We start from the raw sequence: 24,214 nt of genomic DNA, 5'->3' as shown, positions 1-24,214 counted from the left end.
GGCGCACGTGGACAGCCTGAACCTGCCGCTGGCCGTCACGCTGGCCGTCCTCGCCGCGTACTGGCTGGGCCGCGTGATCCGCGCCGCCCGGTCCCGCCTCGCGCCGCGCGTGACGTACTGGGCCGCGCCCGGCCTGGGCGCGCTGCTGCTGGCGCCGCTGCTGGACGTCCCCGCCCTGTTCGGCGTGGGCGCGGGCCTGATGCTGCTCGCCGAGTACTGGCCGCAGGCGTTCGTGCCGACCCGCAGCCGCCCCAGTCCCGGCTGGCCGTTCGTGGTGACCCTGCTGGGCACCGGCCTGGGCGTGAACGTCCTGCAGGGCCGCACCGACCCCTGGATCACGGCGATCAGCGCCGCGCTGCTCCTGGCGGGCCTCGCGGGGCTGCTCGCCGCCGCCGCGTACCGCCCCTGGCCGGTCACGCCCCCCCTGACGTTCGCCAGCCGCTGGAAGACTGTCACCACGCCCGACTGGCCCGAGCTGACCGTCACCCTCAGCGAGCGAGGCGCGCACCTGCGCAACGTGTCGGGCCGCGCGCTGCGCATGGCCGGCTGGTCCCCTGCCGGACTGAACGCGTGGTACCCCGTCCGCACGCCCGCCGGGGAGGCCGTGCAGGAACTCGCCGCCGGGCAGGAGGCCCTGCTGCCCGTCCACGGGCACGACCACGGGGTGCGCGTCTGGTACGCCCCTGCACGCGGCGAGGCCACCCACCTGTTCCGCGCCGACTGGACCCCCACCGCGCACGCCGAGGACCGCGTCCTGAACTGAAACCGGACAGGGACAGTCCCGGAACGCCGCCCGCGCTGGCCGCCAGGCGGCGTTCCAGTCGCCCGGTCAGGCCACCGGGACGCCCCGAATCGTCACCTCATGATTTGCCCTGCGGCCCCTCCGCGTGGCAGGATGACGGGTCACGCGCTCAGCGCGACCGGGCCAGGTCGGCCCACCGGGCACGCCCCGCCTCTCAAGCCTCACGTCAAGACACGGCCCCCGCCCCCACCTGTGCGGCGTGCAGGCCGACAGGATCACCCATGACCCAGCACACCCGCGCGCCCCGCCGCGCCAGCACCGCTCCCTCCGCCGCCAGCACCACCCCCGCCCCCACCGTGCGCGACTGGCAGACCCTCCTGGGCGACCGCACGCCCACCCCCGTGCAGGCTCAGGCGATCCCCGCGCTGATGGACGGCCGGGACGTCATCACGACCGCCCGCACCGGCAGCGGCAAGACCCTGGCGTTCCTGATCCCGGCCGCCGCGCGCGGCATCGGCATGCGCCAAACGCGCGGCATGCAGCCCGAGGCGCTGGTCATCACGCCCACCCGCGAACTCGCCGTGCAGATCCGCGACGTCGCCACGGAACTCGGCATGACCGCGGGGCGCATCACGGGCGGCATCACTCCCGGCCAGACGACCCGCGAGGCGACCGGGAAGGGCCTGATCACCGGCACGCCCGGCCGCCTGAAGGACCTGATCGGCCGCGGCGAACTGAAACTGAACAACCTCCGCTACGTCGTGCTGGATGAAGCCGACGAACTGCTCTCGCTGGGCTTCCTGCGCGACGTGGGCGACATCCTCCGCCACGCCCGCGACCAGCAACCCCAGGGCCGCACCCTGCAGATCGCCATGGCCTCCGCCACGTTCCCCGCCGAGATCCGCGACGTCGCCCAGCGCTTCATGCACGACCCCGCCCGCATCGACGTGGCCCCCACCCCCGGCGCGGACGCCACCGGCGACATCCTGGGCGGCGTCAGCACCGCCACGCACCTGCTGCAGCACACCACCAAGGACACCCTCCTGACCGACGCGGCCCAGCACACCCGCGCCGCCCTGAAGGAACCCGGCGGGTGCGTCGTGCTGTTCAGCCGCACCAAACACCTCGTCAAACGCCGCGCCCAGCACCTCGGCGACCTCCTCCCCGGCGAACAGGTCAGCCCCCTTGAGGGGAACATGGACCAGAAGAAACGCGAACGCACCATGCAGGCGCTCCGCGACGGACAGTCCCGTATTCTCGTCGCCACCGACATCGCCGGGCGTGGCATCGACCTGCCCGAAGTGCGCCTCGTGATTCACCTGGACGTCGCCGCGACCGCCGAGGACCACGTCCACCGCTCGGGCCGCACCGCCCGCGCCGGACGCGACGGCACCAACCTGATCCTCCTCGCGCCCGAACAGCGCGCCCTGTGGCAGGGCATCCGCCGCAAACTCCCCGCCGCGCTGCAACCCCCCGCCACACCCGAGGAACGCCAGATCGACCCCGAAGTGCAGGAAAAACGTGGCCAGGGACGCGGCCAGGGCCAGACCCAGAACCGGGGCGGCCAGCCCGCACGCGGCGCCCAGCAACCCCGCGGCACCCAGAGCAGCAGCCAGGGCCAGCGTCAGGGCGCCCCCCGCCAGGGCCAGCAGGGCCGCAGCGAGGGACGCCCCCAGCGCAGCGACGCCCGCCCCCAGCAGCGCCAGGACACCCCCGGCACCGGCGCCGGCCGCGTCGGCCCCCAACGCCCCAAACGCCGCCGCTAAATACGCAGCACCGCAGCGCCCCAGTCCACCACGGCTGGGGCGCTGACTCTGTCATGTGAGGCAAACACCGGGCGTGTGACGTGATACGAGAGACAGCATATGCAAACTGGCATCCTGTTCCTGCTGCTCATCGGCCTCGTGGTTGCGCTGGTCTTCACCACACAACAGGCGAAAAAATCCCGGCAGTCAGCGGAAGCGCAATTGGCCGCAGCCAAGGCGCAGGCCTCTGAGGTCATCACGGCCCAGCAGGCTCGGTTGACCGCACTGGATCAGGAGATTGAACCGTACCGCCCCATCCAGAGCATCGAGGCGAGGTGCCAGGAACTTCAGCAGCAGGCCACCAGCCTCCAGACAGAAGTCAAGCACCATCAACGTCGCCTGGATGATCTTCAACGTGAGATCACGCCTCTCGAACTGGAATCCATTGCACGCGAGTTCGGTATCTACGAGCCGAAGTACGACCTGGGCGACTCGGCAAAGTACAAGACGGCACTGGACGCCCTGCGCAAGACACAGAAGGAACTCATCCGGGATAACAAGGCGGTCGCCGTTCCCCACGCCTGGACGGTGAACGGCAGTCAGGCCGCAGGGCGCAAGATGCTCAAGGAGATCGCCCAGCTTCAGCTCTGGGCGTTCAACGGTGAAACCGAAGCCCTGATCCAGCGGGTCCGCTTCGACAACGTGACCAGAATCGAGCAACGCATCCGGGAGCTGTTCAAGAAAGTCAACGTCCTGGACGGCGAGACCGGGAGCCGCCTTACCGACGCCTTCCTGACCCTCAAGTTGCAGGAGCTGTACCTCGTTCACGAGTATCAGGAAAAACGGCAGGCTGAACTGGAGGAGCAGCGGGCCATCCGCGAACAGATGCGTGACGAGGAACGGGCACAGAAAGAACTGGAACGCGCACAGGCCGAAGCCCTGAAAGAAGAACAGCGGTACGCCACCGCTCTGGAGAAAGCCCAGCGGGACGCAGCAACCGCACAGGGAGCCAGACAGGCACAGCTTCAGCAGGAAATCGAACGACTGACCCTCGCCCTTGAGGACGCTCATCGCCGACAGGAACGGGCACTGTCGATGGCCCAACAGACCCGAGCCGGGCACGTCTACGTCATCTCGAATATCGGCAGTTTCGGCGAGGACGTCTACAAAATCGGCATGACACGCCGCCTGGAACCACTGGACCGCGTGAGGGAACTGGGTGACGCGTCGGTCCCGTTCACGTTCGACGTCCACGCCGTTATCTACAGCGAGGACGCACCGAAACTGGAATCTGACCTTCACCGCGCCTTTTCCACGCGGCGCGTCAACCAGATCAACCACAAGAAGGAATTCTTCCGGGTGACGCTCGACGAGATCAGAACCTTCGTGGAGCAGCACCACGGCGAGATCGACTTCACGCTGGCTGCCGAGGCCGCAGATTATCGGAAGACACTGGCCCTACAAGCCTGAACCCCGATTCAGTGAAGGCGCGCACTCCCGTTCCCAGGAGTGCGCGCCTCGCTTTCTTCTATCTCTTATCCGGCCTGTCCGAATTGCATTCTGAAGACGAATTTGGTGACGTCGGCTTTGAGGGTGTCGATCATGTCGTTGAACATGGTGGTGGCTTCGAACTTGTATTCGGTGAAGGGGTCGCGCTGGCCGTAGCCGCGCAGGCCGATGCCCTGGCGCAGGACGTCCATGCCGTGCAGGTGTTCTTTCCAGAGCTGGTCGACGACCTGCAGGATGACGTAGCGCGAGAGGCTGTTCATCATGGTGGGGCTGAGTTCTTCCTTGCGGGCGTCGAAGGCGTCGGCGACGGCGGCGAGGAGGGTGTCCTGCGCTTCGGCGGGGGTCTTGCTGCGCAGGCTGTCGAAGTCGAACTCTTCGAGCTGGGGGACGGCGTCGGTGATGGCGGCGCGCAGGCCGTCGATGTCCCAGTTCTCGTGGCTCTGGTCGATGGGCAGGTGCGTGGCGAGCTGGTGGTCGACGAAGTCGGCGATCATGCCTTCGGTGCTCTCCTCGACGTCGGCGTCCGGCCCGAGGAGCACTTCGCGGCGCTGGGCGTAGACGGTGTCACGTTGTTTGCTCATGACGTTGTCGAATTCGAGGAGTTGTTTGCGGGTGCTGAAGTTGCGGTCTTCGACGCGGGCCTGGGCTTTTTCGATGGCGCCGGTGACCATCTTGGCTTCGATGGGCTGGGTGTCGTCCATGCCGAGGCGGTCCATCATGGCGACGACGCGGTCGTTGGCGAAGAGGCGCATCAGGTCGTCCTCGAAGGACACGTAGAAGCGGCTGCTGCCGGGGTCGCCCTGGCGTCCGGCGCGGCCGCGCAGCTGGTTGTCGATGCGGCGGCTCTCGTGGCGTTCGGTGCCGATGATGTGCAGCCCACCGAGGTCCTTGACGCGCTGGCGGTCGGTGAGGGTGTCCGCCTGCAGCTGAATGGCCTGCCCGATGAAGTCCTCGTTCATGCCGGGGATCTGCATGCCGATCTGCATGGCGTCAGGGTCCTGGCGACTGATGGCCTTGATGAAGTTCTCGACTTCCGGCGTGTAGCGGCTCAGGCCGAGTTGCTGCTCGATGGCTTCGCCGAGGATGAATTCGGCGTTGCCGCCGAGCATGATGTCGGTGCCGCGGCCCGCCATGTTGGTGGCGATGGTGACGGTACCCGAGCGGCCGGCCTGCGCGACGATGCTGGCTTCCTGCGCCTCGAACTTGGCGTTCAGGACGCTGTGCTGGATGCCCGCCTGCGTGAGGAGGTCGCTGAGCTGTTCGCTGGTGACGATGCTGGCGGTGCCGATCAGGACGGGGCGGCCGGTGGCGTGCATTTCCTTGACTTCCTGCACGACGGCGTTGTATTTGCCCATCTTGCTGCGGTACACGAGGTCCTCGGCGTCCTTGCGCTGCACGCCGCGGTTGGTGGGGATCACGAGGACGTCGCTGCCGTAGATGTCGAGGAACTCCTTCTCCTCGGTCTTGGCGGTGCCGGTCATGCCCGCGAACTTGTTGTACAGGCGGAAGAAGTTCTGGTAGGTGATCGTGGCGAGCGTCTGGTTCTCGTTCTCGATCTTCACGCCTTCCTTGGCTTCGATGGCCTGGTGGAGGCCCTCGCCGTAGCGGCGGCCGGGCATGCTGCGGCCGGTGAACTCGTCGATGATGATGACCTCGCCCTCGGCGTTGACGATGTAGTCCTTCTCGCGGTGGTACAGTTCGCGCGCGCGGATCGCCTGGGTGATCATGTGCGCTTTGTCCATGTTGTCCGGGCTGTACAGGTCGTTCAGGGACAGCAGGCGTTCGATCTTGCTGATGCCGCCTTCCGTGATGTGGACCTGCTTGCCTTTCTCGTCGATGGTGTAGTCGCCGGTGGGTTCGGTGCGCACGCCGGGTTCTGCGGGTTCGCCCTTCTGGAGTCGGCGGATGAGTTTGGCGTACACGTAATAGAGGTCGGTGGCTTTCTCGGCGGCGCCGCTGATGATCAGGGGCGTGCGGGCCTCGTCGATGAGAATGGAGTCGACCTCGTCCACGATGGCGAAGTTCAGGGGGTGTTCGGCGCGCAGGGCGAGGGCCTCGCGGCTCTGGGCCATGTTGTCGCGCAGGTAGTCGAAGCCCAGTTCGCTGTTGGTGACGTAGGTGATGTCGCAGGCGTACGCGGCCTGCTTCTGGTGGGGTTGCATCTCGCGGCTGGCGAGGCCGACGGTCAGGCCGAGCGTGCGGTACAGCAGGCTCATCTCCTCCATGCCGACCCGCGCGAGGTAGTCGTTCACGGTGACGAGGTGGCAGCCGCGGCCCTCGAGGGCGTTCAGCGCGAGGGCGAGGGTGGCGACGAGGGTTTTGCCCTCACCGGTGCGCATCTCGGCGATGCGCCCCTTGTGCAGGGCGTACCCGCCGATGAGCTGCACGTCGTAGTGGCGTTTGCCTATAGAGCGGCGGCCAGCCTCGCGGATCAGGGCGAAGGCGGGCACGACGACGTCGTCGAGGGTCTCGCCGCCTTCGGTGACGCGGCGGCGCAGTTCCATGAAGGCGGCGGCGAGGTCTTCGACCTTCTGGGTCTCTTCTTCCAGCGCGTTGACGGGCTGCACGATCGTCTTGATGATCTGCGCAACGTCGCGCTGGTTGTTATCGAACATTTTGTTCAGGACACGGAACATGACAAGCGAGTATAACGCGCGGGCCGGGCGCGGCGCGGCGTGATTTCAGTGAGGGGCGCATAAGCAACTTGAGCGGTTTTCGCTCAGGGAGCATGAACGTCCGCTCCACGCGCGGTGAAGGCCACGCGGGCGGCCCTCATGCGCGGCCCGTATCCTGCGCGCATGACCCTGAAAGTCCTGCCGCTCCTGCTGACCCTGCCGCTGCTGGGGGCCTGCGCCCCCGTCGCCTCCCTGCTCGCCAACGCCGAGGCGGACGGGCCCGCGCCGCGCCGCGCCGGACCGCTGGTGGTCGGGCAGACCTGGACGGTCAGCGGTCCGGTGGACAGCCGGACCGTGACGCAGTCCGTGAACATCACCGATCTGGTGGACGTCGCCGACGGCACCGCCAGCGTGAACGGCCGCGATCAGGCCGACGCGTTCAGTGCGGGCCGCGCGGGCTTCACGGTCGCCACGTACGACGGCAGCCGCCGCACCCTGCGCTTCGACTGGATCGGCGAGAACGGCGCGACGTACTCCTGCCGGATCGGCACCCTGCTGTCCCAGCCGTACCAGGGTGAACTGACCCTGAAGACCGGGGGCCGCACCGCGACCGGCACCTGCTCCGCCGTCAGCAACTGACCGTCACGGGGGAGGGGGCGACCGAGCAGCACGCCGGTCGCCTCCTCCCCTGTCGGGTCACCAGCGGTAGCGGTCGTCCCAGCTCTCGCCCCGGCGGATGAAGGGCGCGCGGGTGCCCAGCACGCGGTGCCCGCCCTTCACGGCGGCGCGCACGATCACGCGCGGGTCCAGCCCCGGGTGAAGGTGCTGCGCGAAGGCGACGTCCTCGCGCACGTCGAGACTGCCGCCACTGGCGACGGAATCCGTGCCCAGCGCGACCTCCACCCCGGCCGCCGCGAAGGCCGCCCAGGGGAACACGCCGCACGCCAGGTGGTGGTTGCTGCGCGGGCAGGTCACGACCGCACTCCCGGCCCGGGCGACCCGCGCGATGTCGTCCGGGGTGACGTTCACCATGTGGATCAGGGTGGGTTTCGCGTTCAGGACGCCCAGTTCGTCCAGGTACCGCACCGGGGTCAGGCCCTCCTCGGGTGCCCGACCGATGACCTCCGCGAAGGTGTCGGGGTAGAAGGGCGCCAGCCGGTTGTCCCAGATGGGGCCGCCGCCGCGCGTGTACAGGTCGTGCTCGGCGGCATGCTCGGCCACGTGAATCTGGAGGGGCAGCCCCTCCCCGGCGGCGTAGTCGCACAGCAGCCGCATCAGGCGGTGGCTGACGGTGTGCGGCGTGTGCGGGGACAGGCCCACGCGCGGCCCGCCGGGACGCTCCACCGCACGCCAGCCTTCGATCCGTTCGCGCACCGTGCGGAAGATCTCGTCGGCTTTCTCCGGGAAGGTCCCCAGCACCTCGTAGTACAGGACGCCGCTCAGGTCCTCGCGGGGCAGCAGGGTGTCCATCACGTCCGGGGCGTGCATGTACACGATGTCCCCCACGCCGCCCGCACCCAGCCCCGCCAGGGTGTCCGCGCCGTGCCGGGCGGCCTCGGCGCTGCGTTTCTCGCGCTGGGGCACGACCACCTCGGGAATCCAGCGGAAGTACGGCAGGGCCGTGAACTCGTACGTGCTCATGTCGAGGTGCGTGTGGGCGTTCACGGGCGGCGGCGCGATCACCGCCCCGGCGCGTTCCTCCCGCGCGTGGGGGTACGCGGCGCGCAGCGTGTCCGGGTGCCCGGTCGCCGCGACCGTCCCGCCCACCACGACCACCGCGCCGGGACTCTGCGCGCCGCCCATGCCGGTGTACAGCACGTCGCAGGTGAGCAGGCGGGGCGTGTGCGGGTCGCTGTGGGTCATGCGCGCCATGCTACGCCGCGCGTGCGGGACAGACGGACCGCGCCGCGCGTGCAGGACACGGCGGCGCGGCACAGGTTGAGCCAGATTCAGTGGGCGGCGATGTCCTGTCCCTGCTGGTCGCGGGCGAGTTTCTCCCAGTCGATGCGGCGGCGGCGCCATTCGAAGATGAGGACCTTCACGACTTCTTCCGCGCCGCGCGCGAGGAACACACCCCAGACGCCCAGCGGGGAGTACAGCCCGAGGCCGATGGCGAGGGGCAGGCCGACGACGAACGCGCCGACGACGTCGCCGATGATCACGCCCTTGCCGTCAGCGGCACCGGGGAGGACGCCGCCGCCGATGATCATGTTCCGGACCTTGAAGATCTGGAAGAACGCGCTGATCAGGATGCCGATCAGGGCGATGTGGTGCACGTCGCTGCCGACGCGCGGGAACAGCGCGGGGACGATCAGGGCGCTCAGGGCGTACAGCAGCCCGAAGCCCAGTCCGGTGACGAGTCCGGCGCGGCTGATGCGCCCCAGCCACAGCTGCGCGGCGGCGGCGTCCCCGGCGCCCAGGGAACGGCCGATGAAGACGGTGGCGGCGCTCATCAGGCCGAACGAACCCACGATGAAGATGCCTTCCAGCGTGCCGACGATCTGGCTGGCGGCCAGCGCGGCGGTGCCGACGCGGGCGTACACGGCGGCGTACAGGAACCCGCCGAGGCTCCAGGCGAACTCGGTAAACGCGATGGGCGCGCTGATGGTCAGCAGCGGCGCGGCGATGGACCGCCAGGCGTCCCGGGCGGGCAGGGTGAGCGCGGCGAGGTGGCGCGGGCCGTAGATCTGGTAGGCGAGCAGGGCGGTCTTGAGGATGTTCGCGAACACCAGCGCCCAGGCGGCGCCGACCACCCCCAGTTGCGGGAGGGGGCCGACGCCGAACACGAGGCCGTACGCCAGCAGACTCTCGACGATGACGGTGATGACGGTGGCGACCAGGGGGGTGCGCGCGTGCCCGAGGGAGCGCAGGGCGCCGCTGAGAATCCAGGCGAGGCTGCCGGGGATCAGGGCGAGCATGCTGACCTGCATGTAGGGGGTGGCGGTGCGTGTGACGGCGTCCTCGCCGCCCGCGAGGCTCAGGAGGGGTCCGGCGAGCAGCACGACCGGGAGGGTCAGGAGGGCCGCGGCGAGCACGCTGGTGACGACACTGACGGTCAGGGTCTGGTTCACGCCGGGCCGGTCGGCGGCGCCGTGGCGGCGGGCGACGAGGATACTGGTGCCGCTGCCCAGGGCGCCCAGCGTGACGAAGAACAGGAAGCCCAGGCTGCCGCTGAGGCCGACGGCGGCGACGGCGACCGCGCCGAGCGTGCCGACGATGATCTGGTTGATGAAGGTCAGGACGAGCTGGATGACCATTTCGAGGCTGACGGGGACGGCGATGCTGGCGATCTCGCGCGCCGGGCTCTTGATCGATTCAGTTGGGGGTGGGGTGGGGGCCGTGACGGCTGACATGCCTCCACCCTACACGGCGCGGGTCAGCGGGGCATCCGCCAGGTGGCGCAGTCCGGCCACCACCGCACATCCTTTTCATTTGTGAATCAATCAGCGATTTTTCTTGACATTCATCAATCACGGCAGGCAGAATGCCCCTCAAGAGGCAGCCCCCATGACCCAGGACCCCAGCGTGACCACCGACCACCCCGCCCCTCTGATCCCCGCGACCTCGTGGGCGATCATCGACTCCACCCTGCGGGAGGGCGAGCAGTTCGCACGCGGGAACTTCAAACAAGGCGACAAGATCGAGATCGCCCGGGCGCTCGACGCCTTCGGGGCCGAATTCATCGAGGTCACCACCCCGATGGTCAGCGCGCAGACCCACGCGGACATCCGCCGCCTGACCAGCCTGGGGTTGAAGGCCAAGTTCCTCACGCACGTCCGCTGCCACATGGACGACGTGCAGCGCGCCGTGGACACCGGCGTGGACGGCCTGGACCTGCTGTTCGGCACGAGTTCGTTCCTGCGGGAATTCAGCCACGGCAAGAACATCGGGCAGATCATCGACAGCGCCCAGCAGGTCATCAGCTGGATCAAGACCAACCACCCGGACCTCCAGATCCGTTTCAGCGCGGAAGACACCTTCCGCAGCGAGGAAGCCGACCTGATGGCCGTGTACAGGGCTGTGTCCGACCTGGGCGTTCACCGCGTCGGACTGGCCGACACCGTGGGCGTCGCCACGCCCCGGCAGGTGTACACGCTGGTCCGCGAGGTCCGCAAGGTCATCCACGAAGGGTGCGGCATCGAATTCCACGGGCACAACGACACGGGCTGCGCCGTCAGCAACGCCTACGAGGCCGTCGAGGCGGGCGCCACCCACATCGACACCACCATCCTAGGTATCGGGGAACGCAACGGCATCACGCCGCTGGGCGGGTTCCTGGCGCGCATGTTCACCTTCGATCCGCAGGGACTCATCGACAAGTACAACCTCGACCTGCTGCCCGAACTGGACCGCATGATCGCGCGCATGGTGGACCTCCCCATTCCCTGGAACAACTACCTGACCGGCGAGTTCGCGTACAACCACAAGGCTGGGATGCACCTGAAGGCCATCTACCTGAACCCCGGCGCGTACGAGGCCATCCCGCCCGGCGTGTTCGGCGTGGGCCGCCGCATCCAGGCAGCCAGCAAGGTCACGGGCAAGCACGCCATCGCGTACAAGGCCCGCGAGCTGGGCCTGCACTACGGCGAGGACGCCCTGCGGCGCGTCACGGACCACATCAAGGCGCTGGCCGAGCAGGACGAACTGGACGACGCCCACCTGGAACAGGTCCTGCGCGAATGGGTCAGCGCGTAACGTGGCACTGAGCTCTGGACTTTGAGAGGTGAGATCATCTGCCTCGCCGCGCCCCGGCGGGGCGACCTATCGTGACCGGTATGCCGCTGATCGTGCCGACCGTCCGGAACCTGGAGCGCCTGCGGAAGCGGTATCAGCCGCTGTCCACGAACGCCGTGACGTCCGGCGACCTCATTCACGAGGTCGTGGAGGTCGGCCGGGGCGAGGCGGTCTTCCGGCGCGCGTCGGTCGCCCTGCGCCGCTGGGACACACACCGCTCATGGTGGCTGCGGGTGCATCCGGCAGATGAGCCGCCCGCGCCGGGGCAGACGGTCGTGATTCATACGGACTCCGGTTGAAAGGTTTGCAAAAACTTTCAACCCGAGCGGATGCGAGTGGGAGCAAAACGGGTTCCGGGCGTGGAGTTTACAACCCGGTGATGTTCCGGGTTGTAAACGAGACAGACGGAATCCGTATCAGTCCCCTGGCGCTGGCGTTCTGCGACCGCGTGACGGACGTGATCGACGGGCCGCGCCGCTGCGGCTTCACGTACGCCACGCTGCCCGGCCACCCCGAGCGGGGCGCAGAGACCTTCCTGATCGAGTGGCACGCCGACGACCGCGTGACGTTCACCGTGCGGGCGGTCAGCCAGCCAGGGTGGCCCCCGCTGCGACTGGTGCGTCCGGCGCTGGCGTGGCTGCAGGGACGGGCGACCCGTCAATACCTGCGGGCCGTCGCGCGCGCGGCGGTCGCGCAGAATGTCTGAATGACCACGACCGACCCCCTGGCCGCTCCCATCCTGTTCCGCGCCCTGTCCGACGGCGGTTCGGGCGGGAAGCGCGTGGCGGTGTTCCTGCAGGGCGGCGACGAGCAGGCGCGGGCCGCCGCGTCCGGTGCGCCGCTGAACGTGTTCGTGCAGGCCGCCGACCCGACCGGGCTGCGGCTGCGGGTGTTCACGCCCACCAGGGAGAAGGGCACCAGCGACAGCGTCGCCATTGCCGCGCTGAGCGCCGTACAGGCGCAGGCGGGCCTGCTGGACGTCGTGGAGGTCACGCAGGGTGACCCGGAAGCGGGGGGCGAGGTGCAGAGCGCGCAGCTGTGCGGCGGCGAGTGGGTGCTGCGCCAGGGACTGGCGACGGCGCGGGAGGTGCAGGTGGACCTCTCCCCCGTCGGGCTGGCGGGGCGGGGGGCGTGGGTGGGCAGCACGGGCCGCCCGAACCTGATCGTGGAGGTGCCGACTCTGGCCACGCTGGAGGCCTTCACGCCGGACGACGCGGCGATCGGTGCCGTGAACCGCGCGACCGACACGACCGGGCTGGTGCTGTACACCCTGGGTGGCCCCGGGCGGGTGGACGTGAGCTTCCGGGCCTTCGGTCCGCTGAAGGGCTTCACCGAGGACGCCGCGAGCAGCAACATGCTCGCCTGCCTGATCGGGGTGCTGGGCGGGCGCGGGCAGCTACCGGGGGACGCGAACCTGCTGCGGGCCGCGCAGCGCCGCCCCGGTCAGCCCGCCCGCCTGACCGCGCAGTTCGCGCCTTTGCGGGATGGGGTGGAGGTCTGGGTGGGGGGCCTCGCCGCGCCGGACGCCCCGAACTGAGGCGGATTCCGTGCCCGGACTGAACGGTCGTTGCAGACCGTTCCACCGGAGTCCGGATGCGCCCCGCCCCGCAGCGGCTCACGGAGCGGCGGGGGGCAGACCTTTAGACTGCTCCCATGGAGCTGTTACTCGACCTTCACCCCGACGCCTACCCCCTGGAGGGCTTCCGGCGCCGCCAGCTGCTCGACTGGGTCTACGGGCAGGGCGCCGGGACCTTCGACGCCATGACGAACCTGCCCGCCGCCACCCGGCAGGAGCTGGAGCAGACGTACCTGCTCAACCCCTTCAAGCTGATCGAGACGGTCCGCAGCGCCGACGGCAGCGTGAAGTACCTGTTCACCCTGCAGGACGGCCGTCAGATGGAAGCGGTGTACATGCCGTACCTGGACCGCAAGACGATCTGCGTCTCCACCATGGTGGGCTGCCCGGCCCGCTGCGCGTTCTGCGCGACGGGCGCCATGGGCTTCGGAAGGAACCTGACGCCCGGTGAGATCGTCGGGCAGGTGCTGGCCGTCGCGGGCGGCGAGGACATCGCCCCGCGCGAGATCCGCAACCTCGTGTTCATGGGCATGGGCGAGGCCATGCTGAACTACGACAACACCATGCTCGCCGCGCGCATCCTGCTGCACCCGGGCGCCCTGGGCATGAGCAAACGCCGCGTGACGCTGTCCACCGTCGGCATCGCCAGGGGCATCAAGCGACTGGCGGCCGAGGACGACCTGGGCATCAAGCTGGCGATCAGCCTGCACGCCCCGGACGAGGAGACCCGCAAGCGCATCATCCCGACCGGGCAGGTGAACTCCATCGAGGAGATCATGAGTGCCGCCCGCGAGTACCAAGACGTCACGGGGCGGCGCATTACCATGGAGTACACCATGCTGCGCGGCATCAACGACCACCTCTGGCAGGCCGAACTGCTGGCCGAACTGCTGCGCGGGCTGGTCAGCCACGTGAACCTGATCCCCATGAACCCCTGGCCCGGCTCGGACTTCGAGAGCAGCACCGAGGAGCAGATCCAGGCCTTCTACGACCTGCTGGAGGCGCGTGGCATGGACGTCAGCGTGCGCCGCTCGCGCGGGCGGGACGCGGGCGCCGCGTGCGGGCAGCTGGCCCTGAAACGCCCAAATGCGCACAGCGGCGGCGCGGCCTGAACGGTTAGCATGCACGCAGTCAGATGAGTAAGGGTTAGGAAAGAGCTAAATGCTAGGCTACAGGCGTTTCCGAACATTCAGGAGGCCCACAAGGTGACATATACACGTTCCGTTCTGCTGGCACTCACCCTGGCCCTCGCGAGTCAGGGCGCGGCGCAGACCATGCTCGAGACCGCCGCCACCATCGGTGTGCAGAACACCCTGCAGTCCATCGGCACGCCCAGCCTCCCCAACGTGACCGTCCCGAAGACCGGCACGGGTACCACGGGCGTGGCCGCCGCGCCCGCACAGGTCGTCACGCCCCTCACGGCCGACCAGCAGGCGCTGCTCGCCCAGGGCCGCGCCGCGTACCAGGCAGGGAATCTCGCCGTGGCCCGGCGCCTGTACGAGCAGCTCGTCACGCAGAACTACACCAACCCCGCCCCGCACTTCGGGCTGGCCCTGACCCTGTTCGCACAGAACGACGACCGGGGCGCGGCGTTCGAACTCCAGCAGTTCATGGCGCTCGCCCCGGACCGTTTCGAGGGCCCCTACAACCTGGGCGTGATCGCCAGCCGCGCCGGGCGCCGCGACGACGCCCTGAAACTGTACGAGCAGGCCGCTGGCCTCATGAAGGACCAGGCGGGGCCCGCCGCGCAGCGTCAGGTGCTCGAAGCGCTGGCCGCCGAGCAGACCCGCAAGGCGGACTTCACGGCCCTGAGCACCACCCTGGCCGCCATCGCCGTGATCGACCCGCAGGATCAGGACGTGCAGTACCGCCTCGCGCAGGCCCGCACCCTCAGCGGGCAGGGCGCCGCGGCGCTGCCCGGCGTGTACGCGCTGCTGCAGGCGGCTCCCGAGCGCGTGGACGCCGCGCTGCTCCTGGCGGACATCTACGTCGCGCAGGGCCTCCCGGACCGCGCGCTGCGCGAACTCGACGCCGCCGCGCCCCGCGTGAAGACCGGCGCCGACCGCGCCGCGCTGCTGTTGCGCAAGGCCAGCGTCCTCACGCAGACCGGCGACACCCGTGCCGCCGTGTTCGCCGCGCAGGCCGCCACCCGCGAGGACCCGAAGAACGCCGCCGCGTTCGCCCGTGAAGGTGAACTGCGCGCCGCGCGCAACGACCGCCCCGGCGCCCTTACCGCGTACCTGAACGCCGTGAAGCTCGACCCGCAGAGTGCCGCGTACCGCGCCGCGCTCGCCGGGGTGCGCCTCACCCTGAACCAGGACGCCCAGGCGCAGGCCGACGCCGCCCGCGCCCTGACGCTGCGCCCCGACGACGCCACGCTGGCCCGCGCGCTGTTCGTGCAGGGCGTCGCCGCGTACCGCCAGGGGCAGTACGCGCAGGCCCGCGCGGCCCTGAGCTCCAGCCAGACCCGCGCGCCGGGCGCCGACACCGCCCTGTGGCTGGGCCTGAGCGCCTACGCCGCGAAGGACTACGCCGCCGCCGCGACCGCCCTGGCCGAGAGCGTCAAGCTGGACCCCACCCCCACCGCCCGCCTGAACCTGGGCAGCGCCCTGCTCGCCACCGCCCGCTACGCGGAAGCCGAGGCGGTCCTGCGCGGCCTGGTCAGCGAGACCCCGAAGAACGCCGAGGCGTGGTACCTGCTGGGCCTCGCGCAGCGCGCCCAGACGCGTGAAAGCGACGCCCGCACCTCCCTGAAGACGGCCGCCGCGCTGGGCAACGCCCGCGCCCAGGAGGCGCTGAAGTGAGCCGCGCCGCCGGACCCCGCCGCTGGCCCGACCTGATGATCGGCGCGCTGGTCCTGCTGCTGCTGGGCGGCTTCGGCACGCTGCTCCTGCGTCCCCAGCCGGGCGCGCAGGGCAGCGCCCCCGCCACGGAGACCAGCCCCACCACCGACAGCGCCATTCCCGGCGCGCCCGGCAGCGACACCGCGGGCCGTGAAGGGACGGTGGGCACCGCGCCCATCACCCCGCCAGCCACGACCACCACCGGCGCGCCGAGCACCACGGGCACCCCCCCCACCGAAACCGGCGCACCCGAGACCGGCACCAGCGGGACGGGCACCACCGAGACCGGTACGGTCGAGGCGCCGGTCATCGCCGCGGCCCCCATCGGCACCCCGGACCCCGCCCTGACCGGCGCCGCGCAGACCCCGGCCACCACCGATCCGGACGCCGCCCCCGCCACGGACGACGCCGCTGGCACCGCCCCCACCGACGCCGCGCCAGCGGCACGGACCGGCGGCGCCGTGCCCACCAGCGAGCAGCGCACCCCGCTGCGCAGCGACTACCGCATCACCCTGGGCACCTTCAGCAGCGGCGCCGCCGCCCAGCAGGCCGCGCAGGGCGTCAGCGCCCTCGGGTACACCGTGTACCCCATCGACGTCGCCGCCGGGGTCGTCGCGCAGGTCGGCCCGTTCGCCGACGAGACCACCGCCCGCGAGGCCCTCGCCGACGTGCAGCGCGCCTACCCCGGCGCGGTGCTCTACCCACCCAGGAACCGCAGCCTGAGCACCCCCAGCACGCCAGCGGCCACCACCGAGGCCACCACTGACACCGCTCAGACGGCCCCCGCCGAGCCCGCCACCCCGGCGCCCGCCCCCACCACGCCCACGTACCTGCAAGTCGGCGCGTTCGACCGCCTGGAAAGCGCGCAGAACCTCGTGCAGCAACTGCGCGACCTGGGCTACAACCCCACCGTGAACGCCCCCAGCGGCAAGAAAGTCACCGTGCTCGTCGGCCCCTACACCGGCGATCCCCTCACCCGCACCGAGACCCGACTTCAAGAGAACGGACTCGACAGCTTCCGGGTCCGCTGAACGTGGCCGAAATCCCCACCGCCGCCATCAGCCGACTCGTCACGTACCTGCGCATCCTCGAACAACTCGAGGTGCAGGACGTCAGCCGCACCAGCAGCACCGACCTCGCCGAGCGCGCCGGCGTCACCGCCTTCCAGGTCCGCAAGGACCTCGCGTACTTCGGCCGCTTCGGCACGCGCGGCATGGGCTACACCGTTCCTATCCTGAAACGCGAACTCGTGCGGGTCCTGGGCCTGAACCGCACCTGGAACGTCGTCATCGTCGGCGTGGGCCGCCTCGGGCAGGCCATCGCCAACTACCCCGGCGCCAGCGACTACCAGTTCCAGTACGTCGGCCTGTTCGACGTGAACCCCGACCTGATCGGCACCCACGTCCGCGGCCTCCAGGTACAGCACCTCGACACCCTGCGCGACTTCACCCAGACGCAGACCGTCGACATGGGCTTCCTGGCCGTCCCACCCGACCGCGCACAGGACGCCGCACAATCGCTTGCAGACGCCAGCGTGAAAGGTATCCTGAACTTCGCCCCCACCGTCATTCAACCCCGCACCATCGAACGACCGGGCCACACCGACCTCAGCGACGAGTGGCGCGGCGTGATCGTGGAAAACGTCGACTTCCTCGCCGGCATGAAACGCCTCGCCTTCTACATCCTCAACCCCCACCTCAAAGACGCCCCCACCCCGGAGGACCCCGCATGAAGAGAACCACGCTGATCGCCCTGACCATCCTGCTCGCCTCCTGCGGGAAGCAGGGAATCAACGTCGGCCAGGGCTTCGAGATGACGCCCTCATTCGACGACGCTGCCGTCGCCGCGAACGTCGTGAACGTGTACGCCAAGAACGCCGACGGTACCCGTGGCGCCTACCTGTACAGCGACGTCAAGACCTACACGGTCACCGAGGGCAAACTGAACGTTCTCGTCCGTGCAGGCAGCCTCGGCATGACCGTCAAGCAGATCAACGTGAAGTACACCGACGCCTCCGGCAATCCCTTCGGTGACGCGTCCGGCACCTTCAACATCTCGGCCGCGTTCGACATTCCCGGCGGGTACGTCTGCAAGAGCGGCGCGGATGCCTGCGACTTCGTCGACAAGACACCGCAGAACGTCGCGTTCAGCAAGACCACGGACCAGTACAACCTCAGTGAACAGATCGCCGTGGCCGCAGCATCGACCTGCGTCGACGACGAACCTGCCTGCAGCGAGGTCCGCATGAACATGACCCTGACCGGCACGGACACGCTGGGCCAGGCCCGCAGCATCAACATTCCACAGGCACAGATCCGCGTGTACATCGCCAGCGTCACCGATGAGGTCCAGTAACCATGAAATCCACCACCCGTAACCCCCTCCTGCTGATCCTGACCGGCACGCTGGTCGCCTGCGGCGGCAACTCCAATCCCACCCCGGCCAACACGCCACCCACCGTCAGCGTGAAGTCCGACGGGCGCGCCATCACCACCAGCACCTACCTGCGCAGCGGCGGCACGGTTCAGGTCGCCGTATCCGACCCGGACGTGGGCGGCAGCATCACCAAAGTCACGTACACCATCGATGGGGGCGCCGCCACCACCCTGACCCCAGCGGCCAGCATCACCCTGCCTATCGGGAACCTGACTGGCGGACAGCACGAACTCGCCCTGAGCGCCACCGACAATCAGAACGCCACGACCAGCATCAAGGTGCCCTTCCTGATTGACGCGGCAGCGCCCATCATCACCCAGCTGAACCTGAACGGTCAGGCAGCGGAAGCAGCCACCACCTACACCATCGGCGACGCCGTCCTGCTGGACGTCACCGCCCGCGACACCCGCGGCGACACGGCCGGCACCACCGGGCCCATCACTGCGATCCGCGTCTACGAGAACGGCACCCTCGTGAAATCCGGCAGTGGCGCCACACTCAACGTGGACCTGAGCAAGGCCACCAGCGGCCAGGCACGCGCCGCAGGCACCAGCGTCATCACGGTCGAGGCGGAAGACAGCGTCGGCTTCGTCACCACCCGCACCCTGACCCTGACGTTCAACGCCGCCACCGACAACGGCGGCGTCGTGGCCCCCACCTTCACGTGGCTGAGCCCCGCCAGCGACTTCGTCAAGGGCGGCGGCACCGTCGTCCTGCGCGCCACCGCCACCCGCAACGGCCAGGACCTGAGCAGCCAGATCGTCTACACCGCCACCTGCGGCAGCATTACCGGCGACACGTGGACCCTGGGCACCAACTGCGCCGACGGCAGCAAGCAGAGCGTGACCGCCACCGTCACCGACGGCGGCCGCAGCTTCAGCAGTCCCGCCAAGATCGTCACGGTGGACGCCAGCGACCCCACCGTTCAGATCACCAGCCCCCAGCAGGGCCAGACCTTCACGCAGAACCCCATCAAGATCAGCGTGACCGGCACCGACGCCGTCAGCGGCCTGGACCGGATCCTGGTCGAGGCCAGCAAGGACGGCGTCACCTACACCCAGATCGGCGTTGTGACCGCCGCAAGCGGCGATGTCGTCTGGGCGCCCATGAACGGCACGTACACCATCCGGGCCACGGCAACCGACAAGACCGGCCGCACCAACAGCACCACCGTCAGCGGCGTCCGCGTCAACCTGACCAGCAGCGACACCACCCCCCCCAGCGTCACCCTGGCGCCCATCCCCGCCACGCCGCAGCGCGCCACCATCACCGTCACCGCCACTGCCAGCGACAGCGACAGCGGCGTTGCCAAGGTCGACCTGTACGACGGCGGCACCCTCATCACCTCCAATGCCACCGGCATCAACGGCAAGTACACGTTCAGTGTCGACACCACCAAACTCAGCGACGGCGCACACACCCTGCGGGCGGTCGCCTTCGACAACGCCGGTCAGAGTGCAGAAACCACCGCCAACCTGACCGTCGACAACGCCGCGCCGGTCGTCAACTGGATCAGCCCCGCCGACGGCGCCGTCACCCGCGGCACCGTCACCCTGAACGCCACGAGCAACGAGGGGACCGTCACCTACACCGTGGACGGCAGCACCATCACCGGCAACACCGTCACCTTCCAGACGGACGGCACGCACACCATCACCGCGACCGCTCAGGACGCTGCTGGCAACCGCACCACCAGCACCATCAAGGTCACCAGTGACGCCACCGCGCCCACCGCACAGATCACCAGCCCTACCAGCGGCAGCACCCTGACGAGCAACCCCATCACGATCAGCGCAGCAGGCAACGACAGCGGCAGCGGCGTGAGCAGCCTGGAAGTCTTCGCGAACGGCACCAGCATCGGCACGATCAGCGGCGCCAGCGGAACGGTCACCTGGACGCCCACCAGCGGCACCTACGCCCTGACCGTGATCGCCACCGACAGGGCCGGGAACAAGGGCGTCGCCAGCGCCCCCGTGAACGTCACGGTCAAACTCGCCACCGCGGACACCACCGCCCCGGCCTTCGTGGGCACCGCCACCGTGCAGCCCGCCCCCACCGCCACCTTCTCGCGCGGCGTGATCACCCTCGACGGCTTCGTGAAAGACCCGGAAAGCGGCATCAGCCAAGTGGCGCTGTTCAACGGTGGCGTCCGCCTGAACGCGACGCCCAGCCTGAGCCTCCAGCCGGACGGCAGCACCCGCTACGCTCTCACGCTGGACAGCAAGACGCTCGCGGACGGCACCTACACCCTGACCATCCAGGCCACCAACGGCGTCGGTCTCGTCAGCAACCAGGACGTCAGCGTCAAGATCGACAACACGGCGCCCACGCTGAACTGGAACGCCCCCACCACCGTCGGCAGCGCCGGGACCATCACCCTGAACGCCACCACGGAAACCGGCGCGACCATCACCTACGCTGCCAGCTGCGGCACCGTCACCGGTACCACCTGGACGTACAGCGACTGCCAGGACGGCACCGCGGCCACCCTGACCGCCACCGCCACCGACGCCGCCGGGAACACCACCAGCCAGACCCGCACCATCACCGTCGACCGCACCGCCCCGACCGTGCAGATCACCAGCCCCACCCAGGGCCAGAAAGTCACGCAGAACCCCATTACCATCGCCGTGAGCGGCACCGACAACATCGCGGTCGAACGCATCGACGTCCTCAGCGGCACCACCCGCATCGGCACCGTCACCGGCGCGCAGGGCAGCGTCACCTGGGCCGCACCCAACGGCAACCAGACCCTCACCGCCCGCGCCTACGACCGCGCCGGAAACGTCACCGAAACCCAGATCAGCTTCACGGTCGCCCTGACCACCAGCGACACCACCGCGCCCACGGGCGCAGTGACGACCCCTGCCGGCGACCTCCGCGGGCAGACCACCGTCAGCGTCACCGCCAGCGACACGGACAGCGGCGTCGCCACGGTCAGCCTGTACGTCGACGGCCTGCTCAGCAGCACCCAGACCACGGGCATCGCCGGAACGTACACCTTCCCGGTCGACACCACCAAGCTCAGCGAAGGGAAGCACGCCATCACGGCAGTCATCACCGATAACGCCGGGAACACCTTCACCACCCCCGAAGTGACCGTGCGTGTCAACAACGCTGCGCCGACCGTCACCATCAGCAACCCGCAGAACGGCGCGCTGCTCGGGGAGAAGAGCGACCTGACCGTCAAGGTCACCGGCACCGACACCACCCCCGACGACAGCCTCAGATACGAGTACAGCGTCGACGGTGGCGCCTTCGACAAGTTCGATCCTGCTCAAACTCAAAACCCCTTAAAACTTCCCATGCCCACCGACGGCACGCACACCCTGACCGTGCGCGCCACCGACAAGGCCGGAAACACCGGCACGACCACCTCCACCTACACGTACGACGGCACCGCCCCGACCGTGCAGATCACCAGCCCCACCCAGGGCCAGATGTTCACCAGCACCCCCGTGACCATCAACGTAATCGGTCAGGACAGCGGTACCGGCGTCGCCAGCATCAAGATGTACGCGAATGACGGCAGCACCGACGAACTCATCGGTACGCTCGGCGGGAACGGCAGCGTCACCTGGTACCCCCGCAAAACGGACGGCACCCCCTACACCATCAGAGCGGTAGCAACCGACCGGGCCGGGAATCCCAGCACCGACACGACCGTCACCGAAGTCAAAGTCAAGACGGCCAGTACCATCACCGACACGGGCGGACCCACGTTCACGCTCCCGAACGCCGATCCCAAGGGCGGTCTGCACACCGCCAACGGCCGCACGTACGTCCGCGGGCCCCTGGTCGTCAACGCCACCGCCAAAACGGACGCCACCATGACCCAGGCCGACCTTCAGGCCGACGGTCAGACCCTGCAGACAACCACGACCGCCCCCGCCAACCCCACCTTCAACTTCGACTTCGACACCCTGAACGAGGGTCTGCGTGACATCGCCGTCCGCTTCACCGATTCCCTGGGCACGGTCGCCGCCACGAAAACAACCGTGTACGTCGACAAGACCGCACCGGTCATCACCTGGAACATCCCCAGCCTGACGAACTCCAAGACCGTTGCGCTGAACGCCACGGCAATTGACGCCGCCTCAAGCGCCAACGTACCTACCATTCCAATCACGTACAGAGAGAACGGCAAAGACGTTGCAGACCCGATCACTGGCGATGGTCAGCACACCGTCACCGCCACCGCCGTGGACAACGTCGGCAATGTCGGCACCCGCAACATCACGTTCACGATCGACGCCACGGCGCCTGAGGTCATCCCGGCCCTCCCAGACAGCCCCACGAATCCTCAGGAATTCACGACGGCGCCCGTCACGTTGACGGCCACAGCCACGGACGCCCTCAGCGGCGTGACCAGCATCGAGGTGCTCGTCGCCCCGCAGGGTCAGCCTCTGACCACCCTGGGACGCCAGAGCGGAAGCAACTACAGCGCGGTCTACACGCCTGCGCAGGCGGGTCTGTACGACGTGAAGTACATCGCGCGTGACGCCGCGGGGAACTCGGTGACGACCAGTCGTCTGTTCAGGTACTCCGTGTCCACACCACCGGTCGAGAAGGCCCCTGCTCCCGTGCTGGAAGTCGTGGGGAGCGGACCATACTCCGGGAATATGAGCGTGAACGTTTCCGGGAACTTCGACACGGCCAGCCAGGTCGACCGCATGATCCTGCAGGTCACGGATTCCAAGGGCGTGATCGACAACAGCACGTATGTCACCACGCAGGCGCGAGCCACCTTCAGCGTCGACACCACCCGTTTCGCCAATGGGCCACTGACCCTTCAGGTGATTGCCTACACGAAGTCCGGTCTGCCAGGCAAGAGTGCCGAGACCACCGTGCAGGTGCAGAACCTGACCAGCCCTGACTTCAAGGTGTCGTCCCCCAGCGACGGGGCGGTCGTCACCACGCCCAGCGTGCCGGTGCAAATCACTCTGACCAAACGCAGCGCGGATTACACGATCACGCAGCCCATTCAGGTGGACCTGCTGGACTACCGTGGTGTGCGTGTTGCCGGCGCCACCCTGAACCCCAGCGATCCGGCCACCTGCTCGGGTAACACGGAGTCGCTGACCTGCAACACCTCCTTCGACGTGGCGGCACTCCCAGCCGATACCTACCTGATCCGCGCGCGCACCACCGTGCAGGTCGACCCTGCTGGCGCGAACATCACGCGCCCGCTGGAGACCAGCAGTCGCTTCACTCACAACACCACCAGCGTGCTGCCACCCGCCTCCACCATCCGCTTCCCCGCCATCACAGATCTGCAGAAACCTGGACAGCTCGACAGCTCCTCTGGGCTGCTGGTCAGCGTGAGCGACAACACAGGTGTCGCCGTCGTCGAGGCGCGGGTGGTGGGACCGTTCGATGCCACGAGACCCCTCACCCTCAACGGCACGACGCAGTGCGACGCCAGCGTGCTCGTACCTGGCCGCTCGCCCGTCGACGTTCTCATGCTGAACTACGGGTACAATCCCGCAATCGTGAGTGGTGACGTCGTGCTCAACAACCTTGACATTGACGGTTCTGCTTACGTGCCCGACAACAACGTCAATGAGCGGTACGACCTCCGCGTGACCGTTCAGGACACGGAAGGCAACCGAAACATTCAGTGTATTCCCGTCACGATCAACCGCGCAGCGATCCGTGCGGCCCGCCCTGCCTATGCCACCGCGACGGTCACCACACCGACTCCCCCCAGCACCGTGACTGGTGAACTGAACTACACCACTGGAACCTGGTCTCTGTCGGGGATGACCAACCGGAGTCGCGCCGCTGCTGTGCTGTACATGAATGGTGTTCAGAAGAGTGTCAGCTTTACCAACGACGTGACCGGCAGTGTTTCTTCCACGGTTTCCTTCGGCGAACCCGGTACCTATCAGGTGGTCTGGCTGGTCGAGGACATGACGACAGGAGTCGTGACCTCCGTGGCAGGCAGCACTGTTTCGGTAGTTCGCAACCCTTAAGCGTCAAACGTTGCGGCGCCCTCCAGATGGAGGGCGCCG

17 protein-coding genes are annotated in these 24,214 nt (G+C 68.7%); 14 read left to right on the top strand and 3 right to left on the bottom strand.

Going from position 1 to position 24,214, the window contains the following annotated elements; all coding sequences use genetic code 11:
- Window positions 1-7: 7 nt before the first annotated feature.
- The 3 genes from DEIGR_RS07190 to DEIGR_RS07180 all read left to right on the top strand — a co-directional run bounded on the left by DEIGR_RS07190 (window position 8) and on the right by DEIGR_RS07180 (window position 3,957).
- Window positions 8-763 carry a hypothetical protein gene (locus tag DEIGR_RS07190; protein ID WP_058976352.1) on the top strand — a complete coding sequence of 252 codons (756 nt, stop codon included), beginning with the start codon at window positions 8-10 and terminating at the stop codon, window positions 761-763.
- A gap of 260 nt (window positions 764-1,023) precedes the next feature.
- On the top strand, window positions 1,024-2,508 hold the full coding sequence (locus DEIGR_RS07185) for a DEAD/DEAH box helicase (protein WP_083523959.1): 1,485 nt from the start codon (window positions 1,024-1,026) through the stop codon (window positions 2,506-2,508).
- A gap of 99 nt (window positions 2,509-2,607) precedes the next feature.
- Complete coding sequence (locus DEIGR_RS07180) at window positions 2,608-3,957, top strand: DUF4041 domain-containing protein (protein ID WP_058976351.1); 1,350 nt, start codon at window positions 2,608-2,610, stop codon at window positions 3,955-3,957.
- A 65-nt stretch (window positions 3,958-4,022) separates the two neighbouring features.
- Here DEIGR_RS07180 and secA read toward each other — a convergent pair whose 3' ends face one another.
- The gene (gene secA, locus DEIGR_RS07175; protein ID WP_058976350.1) at window positions 4,023-6,632 is read right to left on the bottom strand and encodes a preprotein translocase subunit SecA; all 2,610 of its coding nucleotides are present in this window, start codon (window positions 6,630-6,632) and stop codon (window positions 4,023-4,025) included.
- 162 nt (window positions 6,633-6,794) lie between these two features.
- On the opposite strand from secA, the gene DEIGR_RS07170 reads away from it, so the two are divergent.
- The gene (locus DEIGR_RS07170; protein ID WP_058976349.1) at window positions 6,795-7,250 is read left to right on the top strand and encodes a hypothetical protein; all 456 of its coding nucleotides are present in this window, start codon (window positions 6,795-6,797) and stop codon (window positions 7,248-7,250) included.
- 57 nt (window positions 7,251-7,307) lie between these two features.
- Here the strand turns inward: DEIGR_RS07170 and DEIGR_RS07165 are convergent, their stop codons facing one another.
- Both DEIGR_RS07165 and DEIGR_RS07160 read right to left on the bottom strand, forming a co-directional pair.
- Window positions 7,308-8,474 (bottom strand): amidohydrolase family protein, encoded by a 1,167-nt coding sequence (locus tag DEIGR_RS07165; RefSeq protein ID WP_236704686.1) that lies wholly within the window; start codon window positions 8,472-8,474, stop codon window positions 7,308-7,310.
- Window positions 8,475-8,560: 86 nt separating this feature from the next.
- Window positions 8,561-9,964 (bottom strand): MATE family efflux transporter, encoded by a 1,404-nt coding sequence (locus DEIGR_RS07160; RefSeq protein ID WP_058976347.1) that lies wholly within the window; start codon window positions 9,962-9,964, stop codon window positions 8,561-8,563.
- Between the two features lie 154 nt (window positions 9,965-10,118).
- Between DEIGR_RS07160 and lysS the strand changes: the two genes are divergently transcribed.
- From lysS to DEIGR_RS07110, 10 genes are all read left to right on the top strand, one after another.
- A complete protein-coding gene (lysS, locus tag DEIGR_RS07155; RefSeq protein WP_058976346.1) occupies window positions 10,119-11,306 on the top strand; it encodes a homocitrate synthase in 1,188 nt (395 codons plus the stop codon).
- 80 nt (window positions 11,307-11,386) lie between these two features.
- Window positions 11,387-11,644: a DUF1990 family protein gene (locus DEIGR_RS21460; protein WP_058976345.1), complete on the top strand. Its 258-nt coding sequence runs from the start codon at window positions 11,387-11,389 to the stop codon at window positions 11,642-11,644.
- A gap of 80 nt (window positions 11,645-11,724) precedes the next feature.
- The gene (locus tag DEIGR_RS21455) at window positions 11,725-12,051 is read left to right on the top strand and encodes a DUF1990 domain-containing protein (protein ID WP_058976344.1); all 327 of its coding nucleotides are present in this window, start codon (window positions 11,725-11,727) and stop codon (window positions 12,049-12,051) included.
- Complete coding sequence (locus tag DEIGR_RS20820; protein ID WP_058976343.1) at window positions 12,052-12,882, top strand: PhzF family phenazine biosynthesis protein; 831 nt, start codon at window positions 12,052-12,054, stop codon at window positions 12,880-12,882.
- Between the two features lie 116 nt (window positions 12,883-12,998).
- Window positions 12,999-14,033, top strand: coding sequence for a 23S rRNA (adenine(2503)-C(2))-methyltransferase RlmN (gene rlmN, locus DEIGR_RS07135; RefSeq protein ID WP_058976342.1), 1,035 nt, complete (start codon window positions 12,999-13,001; stop codon window positions 14,031-14,033).
- 93 nt (window positions 14,034-14,126) lie between these two features.
- Entirely contained in the window at window positions 14,127-15,725 is a 1,599-nt protein-coding gene (locus DEIGR_RS07130) for a tetratricopeptide repeat protein (RefSeq protein WP_058976341.1), read from the top strand.
- Window positions 15,722-16,795: an SPOR domain-containing protein gene (locus DEIGR_RS07125; protein ID WP_058976340.1), complete on the top strand. Its 1,074-nt coding sequence runs from the start codon at window positions 15,722-15,724 to the stop codon at window positions 16,793-16,795. Before DEIGR_RS07130 ends, DEIGR_RS07125 begins: the two co-directional genes overlap by 4 nt.
- Window positions 16,796-16,797: 2 nt before the next feature.
- Window positions 16,798-17,496, top strand: coding sequence for a redox-sensing transcriptional repressor Rex (locus tag DEIGR_RS07120; protein WP_058976339.1), 699 nt, complete (start codon window positions 16,798-16,800; stop codon window positions 17,494-17,496).
- The gene (locus tag DEIGR_RS07115) at window positions 17,493-18,119 is read left to right on the top strand and encodes a hypothetical protein (protein WP_058976338.1); all 627 of its coding nucleotides are present in this window, start codon (window positions 17,493-17,495) and stop codon (window positions 18,117-18,119) included. Before DEIGR_RS07120 ends, DEIGR_RS07115 begins: the two co-directional genes overlap by 4 nt.
- A 2-nt stretch (window positions 18,120-18,121) precedes the next feature.
- Complete coding sequence (locus tag DEIGR_RS07110; RefSeq protein WP_058976337.1) at window positions 18,122-24,175, top strand: beta strand repeat-containing protein; 6,054 nt, start codon at window positions 18,122-18,124, stop codon at window positions 24,173-24,175.
- Window positions 24,176-24,214 lie beyond the last annotated feature (39 nt).

It is taken from the genome of Deinococcus grandis (assembly GCF_001485435.1).
GTDB lineage: Bacteria > Deinococcota > Deinococci > Deinococcales > Deinococcaceae > Deinococcus > Deinococcus grandis.
This window is presented reverse-complemented; position numbering and strand designations above follow the sequence as displayed.

Excerpts from the sequence above, each read along its gene's own strand:
- DEIGR_RS07185 (WP_083523959.1), top strand. The coding sequence starts at position 1,024 with ATGACCCAGCACACCCGCGCGCCCCGCCGCGCCAGCACCGCTCCCTCC.
- DEIGR_RS07180 (WP_058976351.1), top strand. The coding sequence starts at position 2,608 with ATGCAAACTGGCATCCTGTTCCTGCTGCTCATCGGCCTCGTGGTTGCG.
- secA (WP_058976350.1), bottom strand. The coding sequence starts at position 6,632 with ATGTTCCGTGTCCTGAACAAAATGTTCGATAACAACCAGCGCGACGTT.
- DEIGR_RS07170 (WP_058976349.1), top strand. The coding sequence starts at position 6,795 with ATGACCCTGAAAGTCCTGCCGCTCCTGCTGACCCTGCCGCTGCTGGGG.
- DEIGR_RS07165 (WP_236704686.1), bottom strand. The coding sequence starts at position 8,474 with ATGACCCACAGCGACCCGCACACGCCCCGCCTGCTCACCTGCGACGTG.
- DEIGR_RS07160 (WP_058976347.1), bottom strand. The coding sequence starts at position 9,964 with ATGTCAGCCGTCACGGCCCCCACCCCACCCCCAACTGAATCGATCAAG.
- lysS (WP_058976346.1), top strand. The coding sequence starts at position 10,119 with ATGACCCAGGACCCCAGCGTGACCACCGACCACCCCGCCCCTCTGATC.
- DEIGR_RS21460 (WP_058976345.1), top strand. The coding sequence starts at position 11,387 with ATGCCGCTGATCGTGCCGACCGTCCGGAACCTGGAGCGCCTGCGGAAG.
- DEIGR_RS21455 (WP_058976344.1), top strand. The coding sequence starts at position 11,725 with ATGTTCCGGGTTGTAAACGAGACAGACGGAATCCGTATCAGTCCCCTG.
- DEIGR_RS20820 (WP_058976343.1), top strand. The coding sequence starts at position 12,052 with ATGACCACGACCGACCCCCTGGCCGCTCCCATCCTGTTCCGCGCCCTG.
- rlmN (WP_058976342.1), top strand. The coding sequence starts at position 12,999 with ATGGAGCTGTTACTCGACCTTCACCCCGACGCCTACCCCCTGGAGGGC.
- DEIGR_RS07115 (WP_058976338.1), top strand. The coding sequence starts at position 17,493 with ATGAAGAGAACCACGCTGATCGCCCTGACCATCCTGCTCGCCTCCTGC.
- DEIGR_RS07110 (WP_058976337.1), top strand. The coding sequence starts at position 18,122 with ATGAAATCCACCACCCGTAACCCCCTCCTGCTGATCCTGACCGGCACG.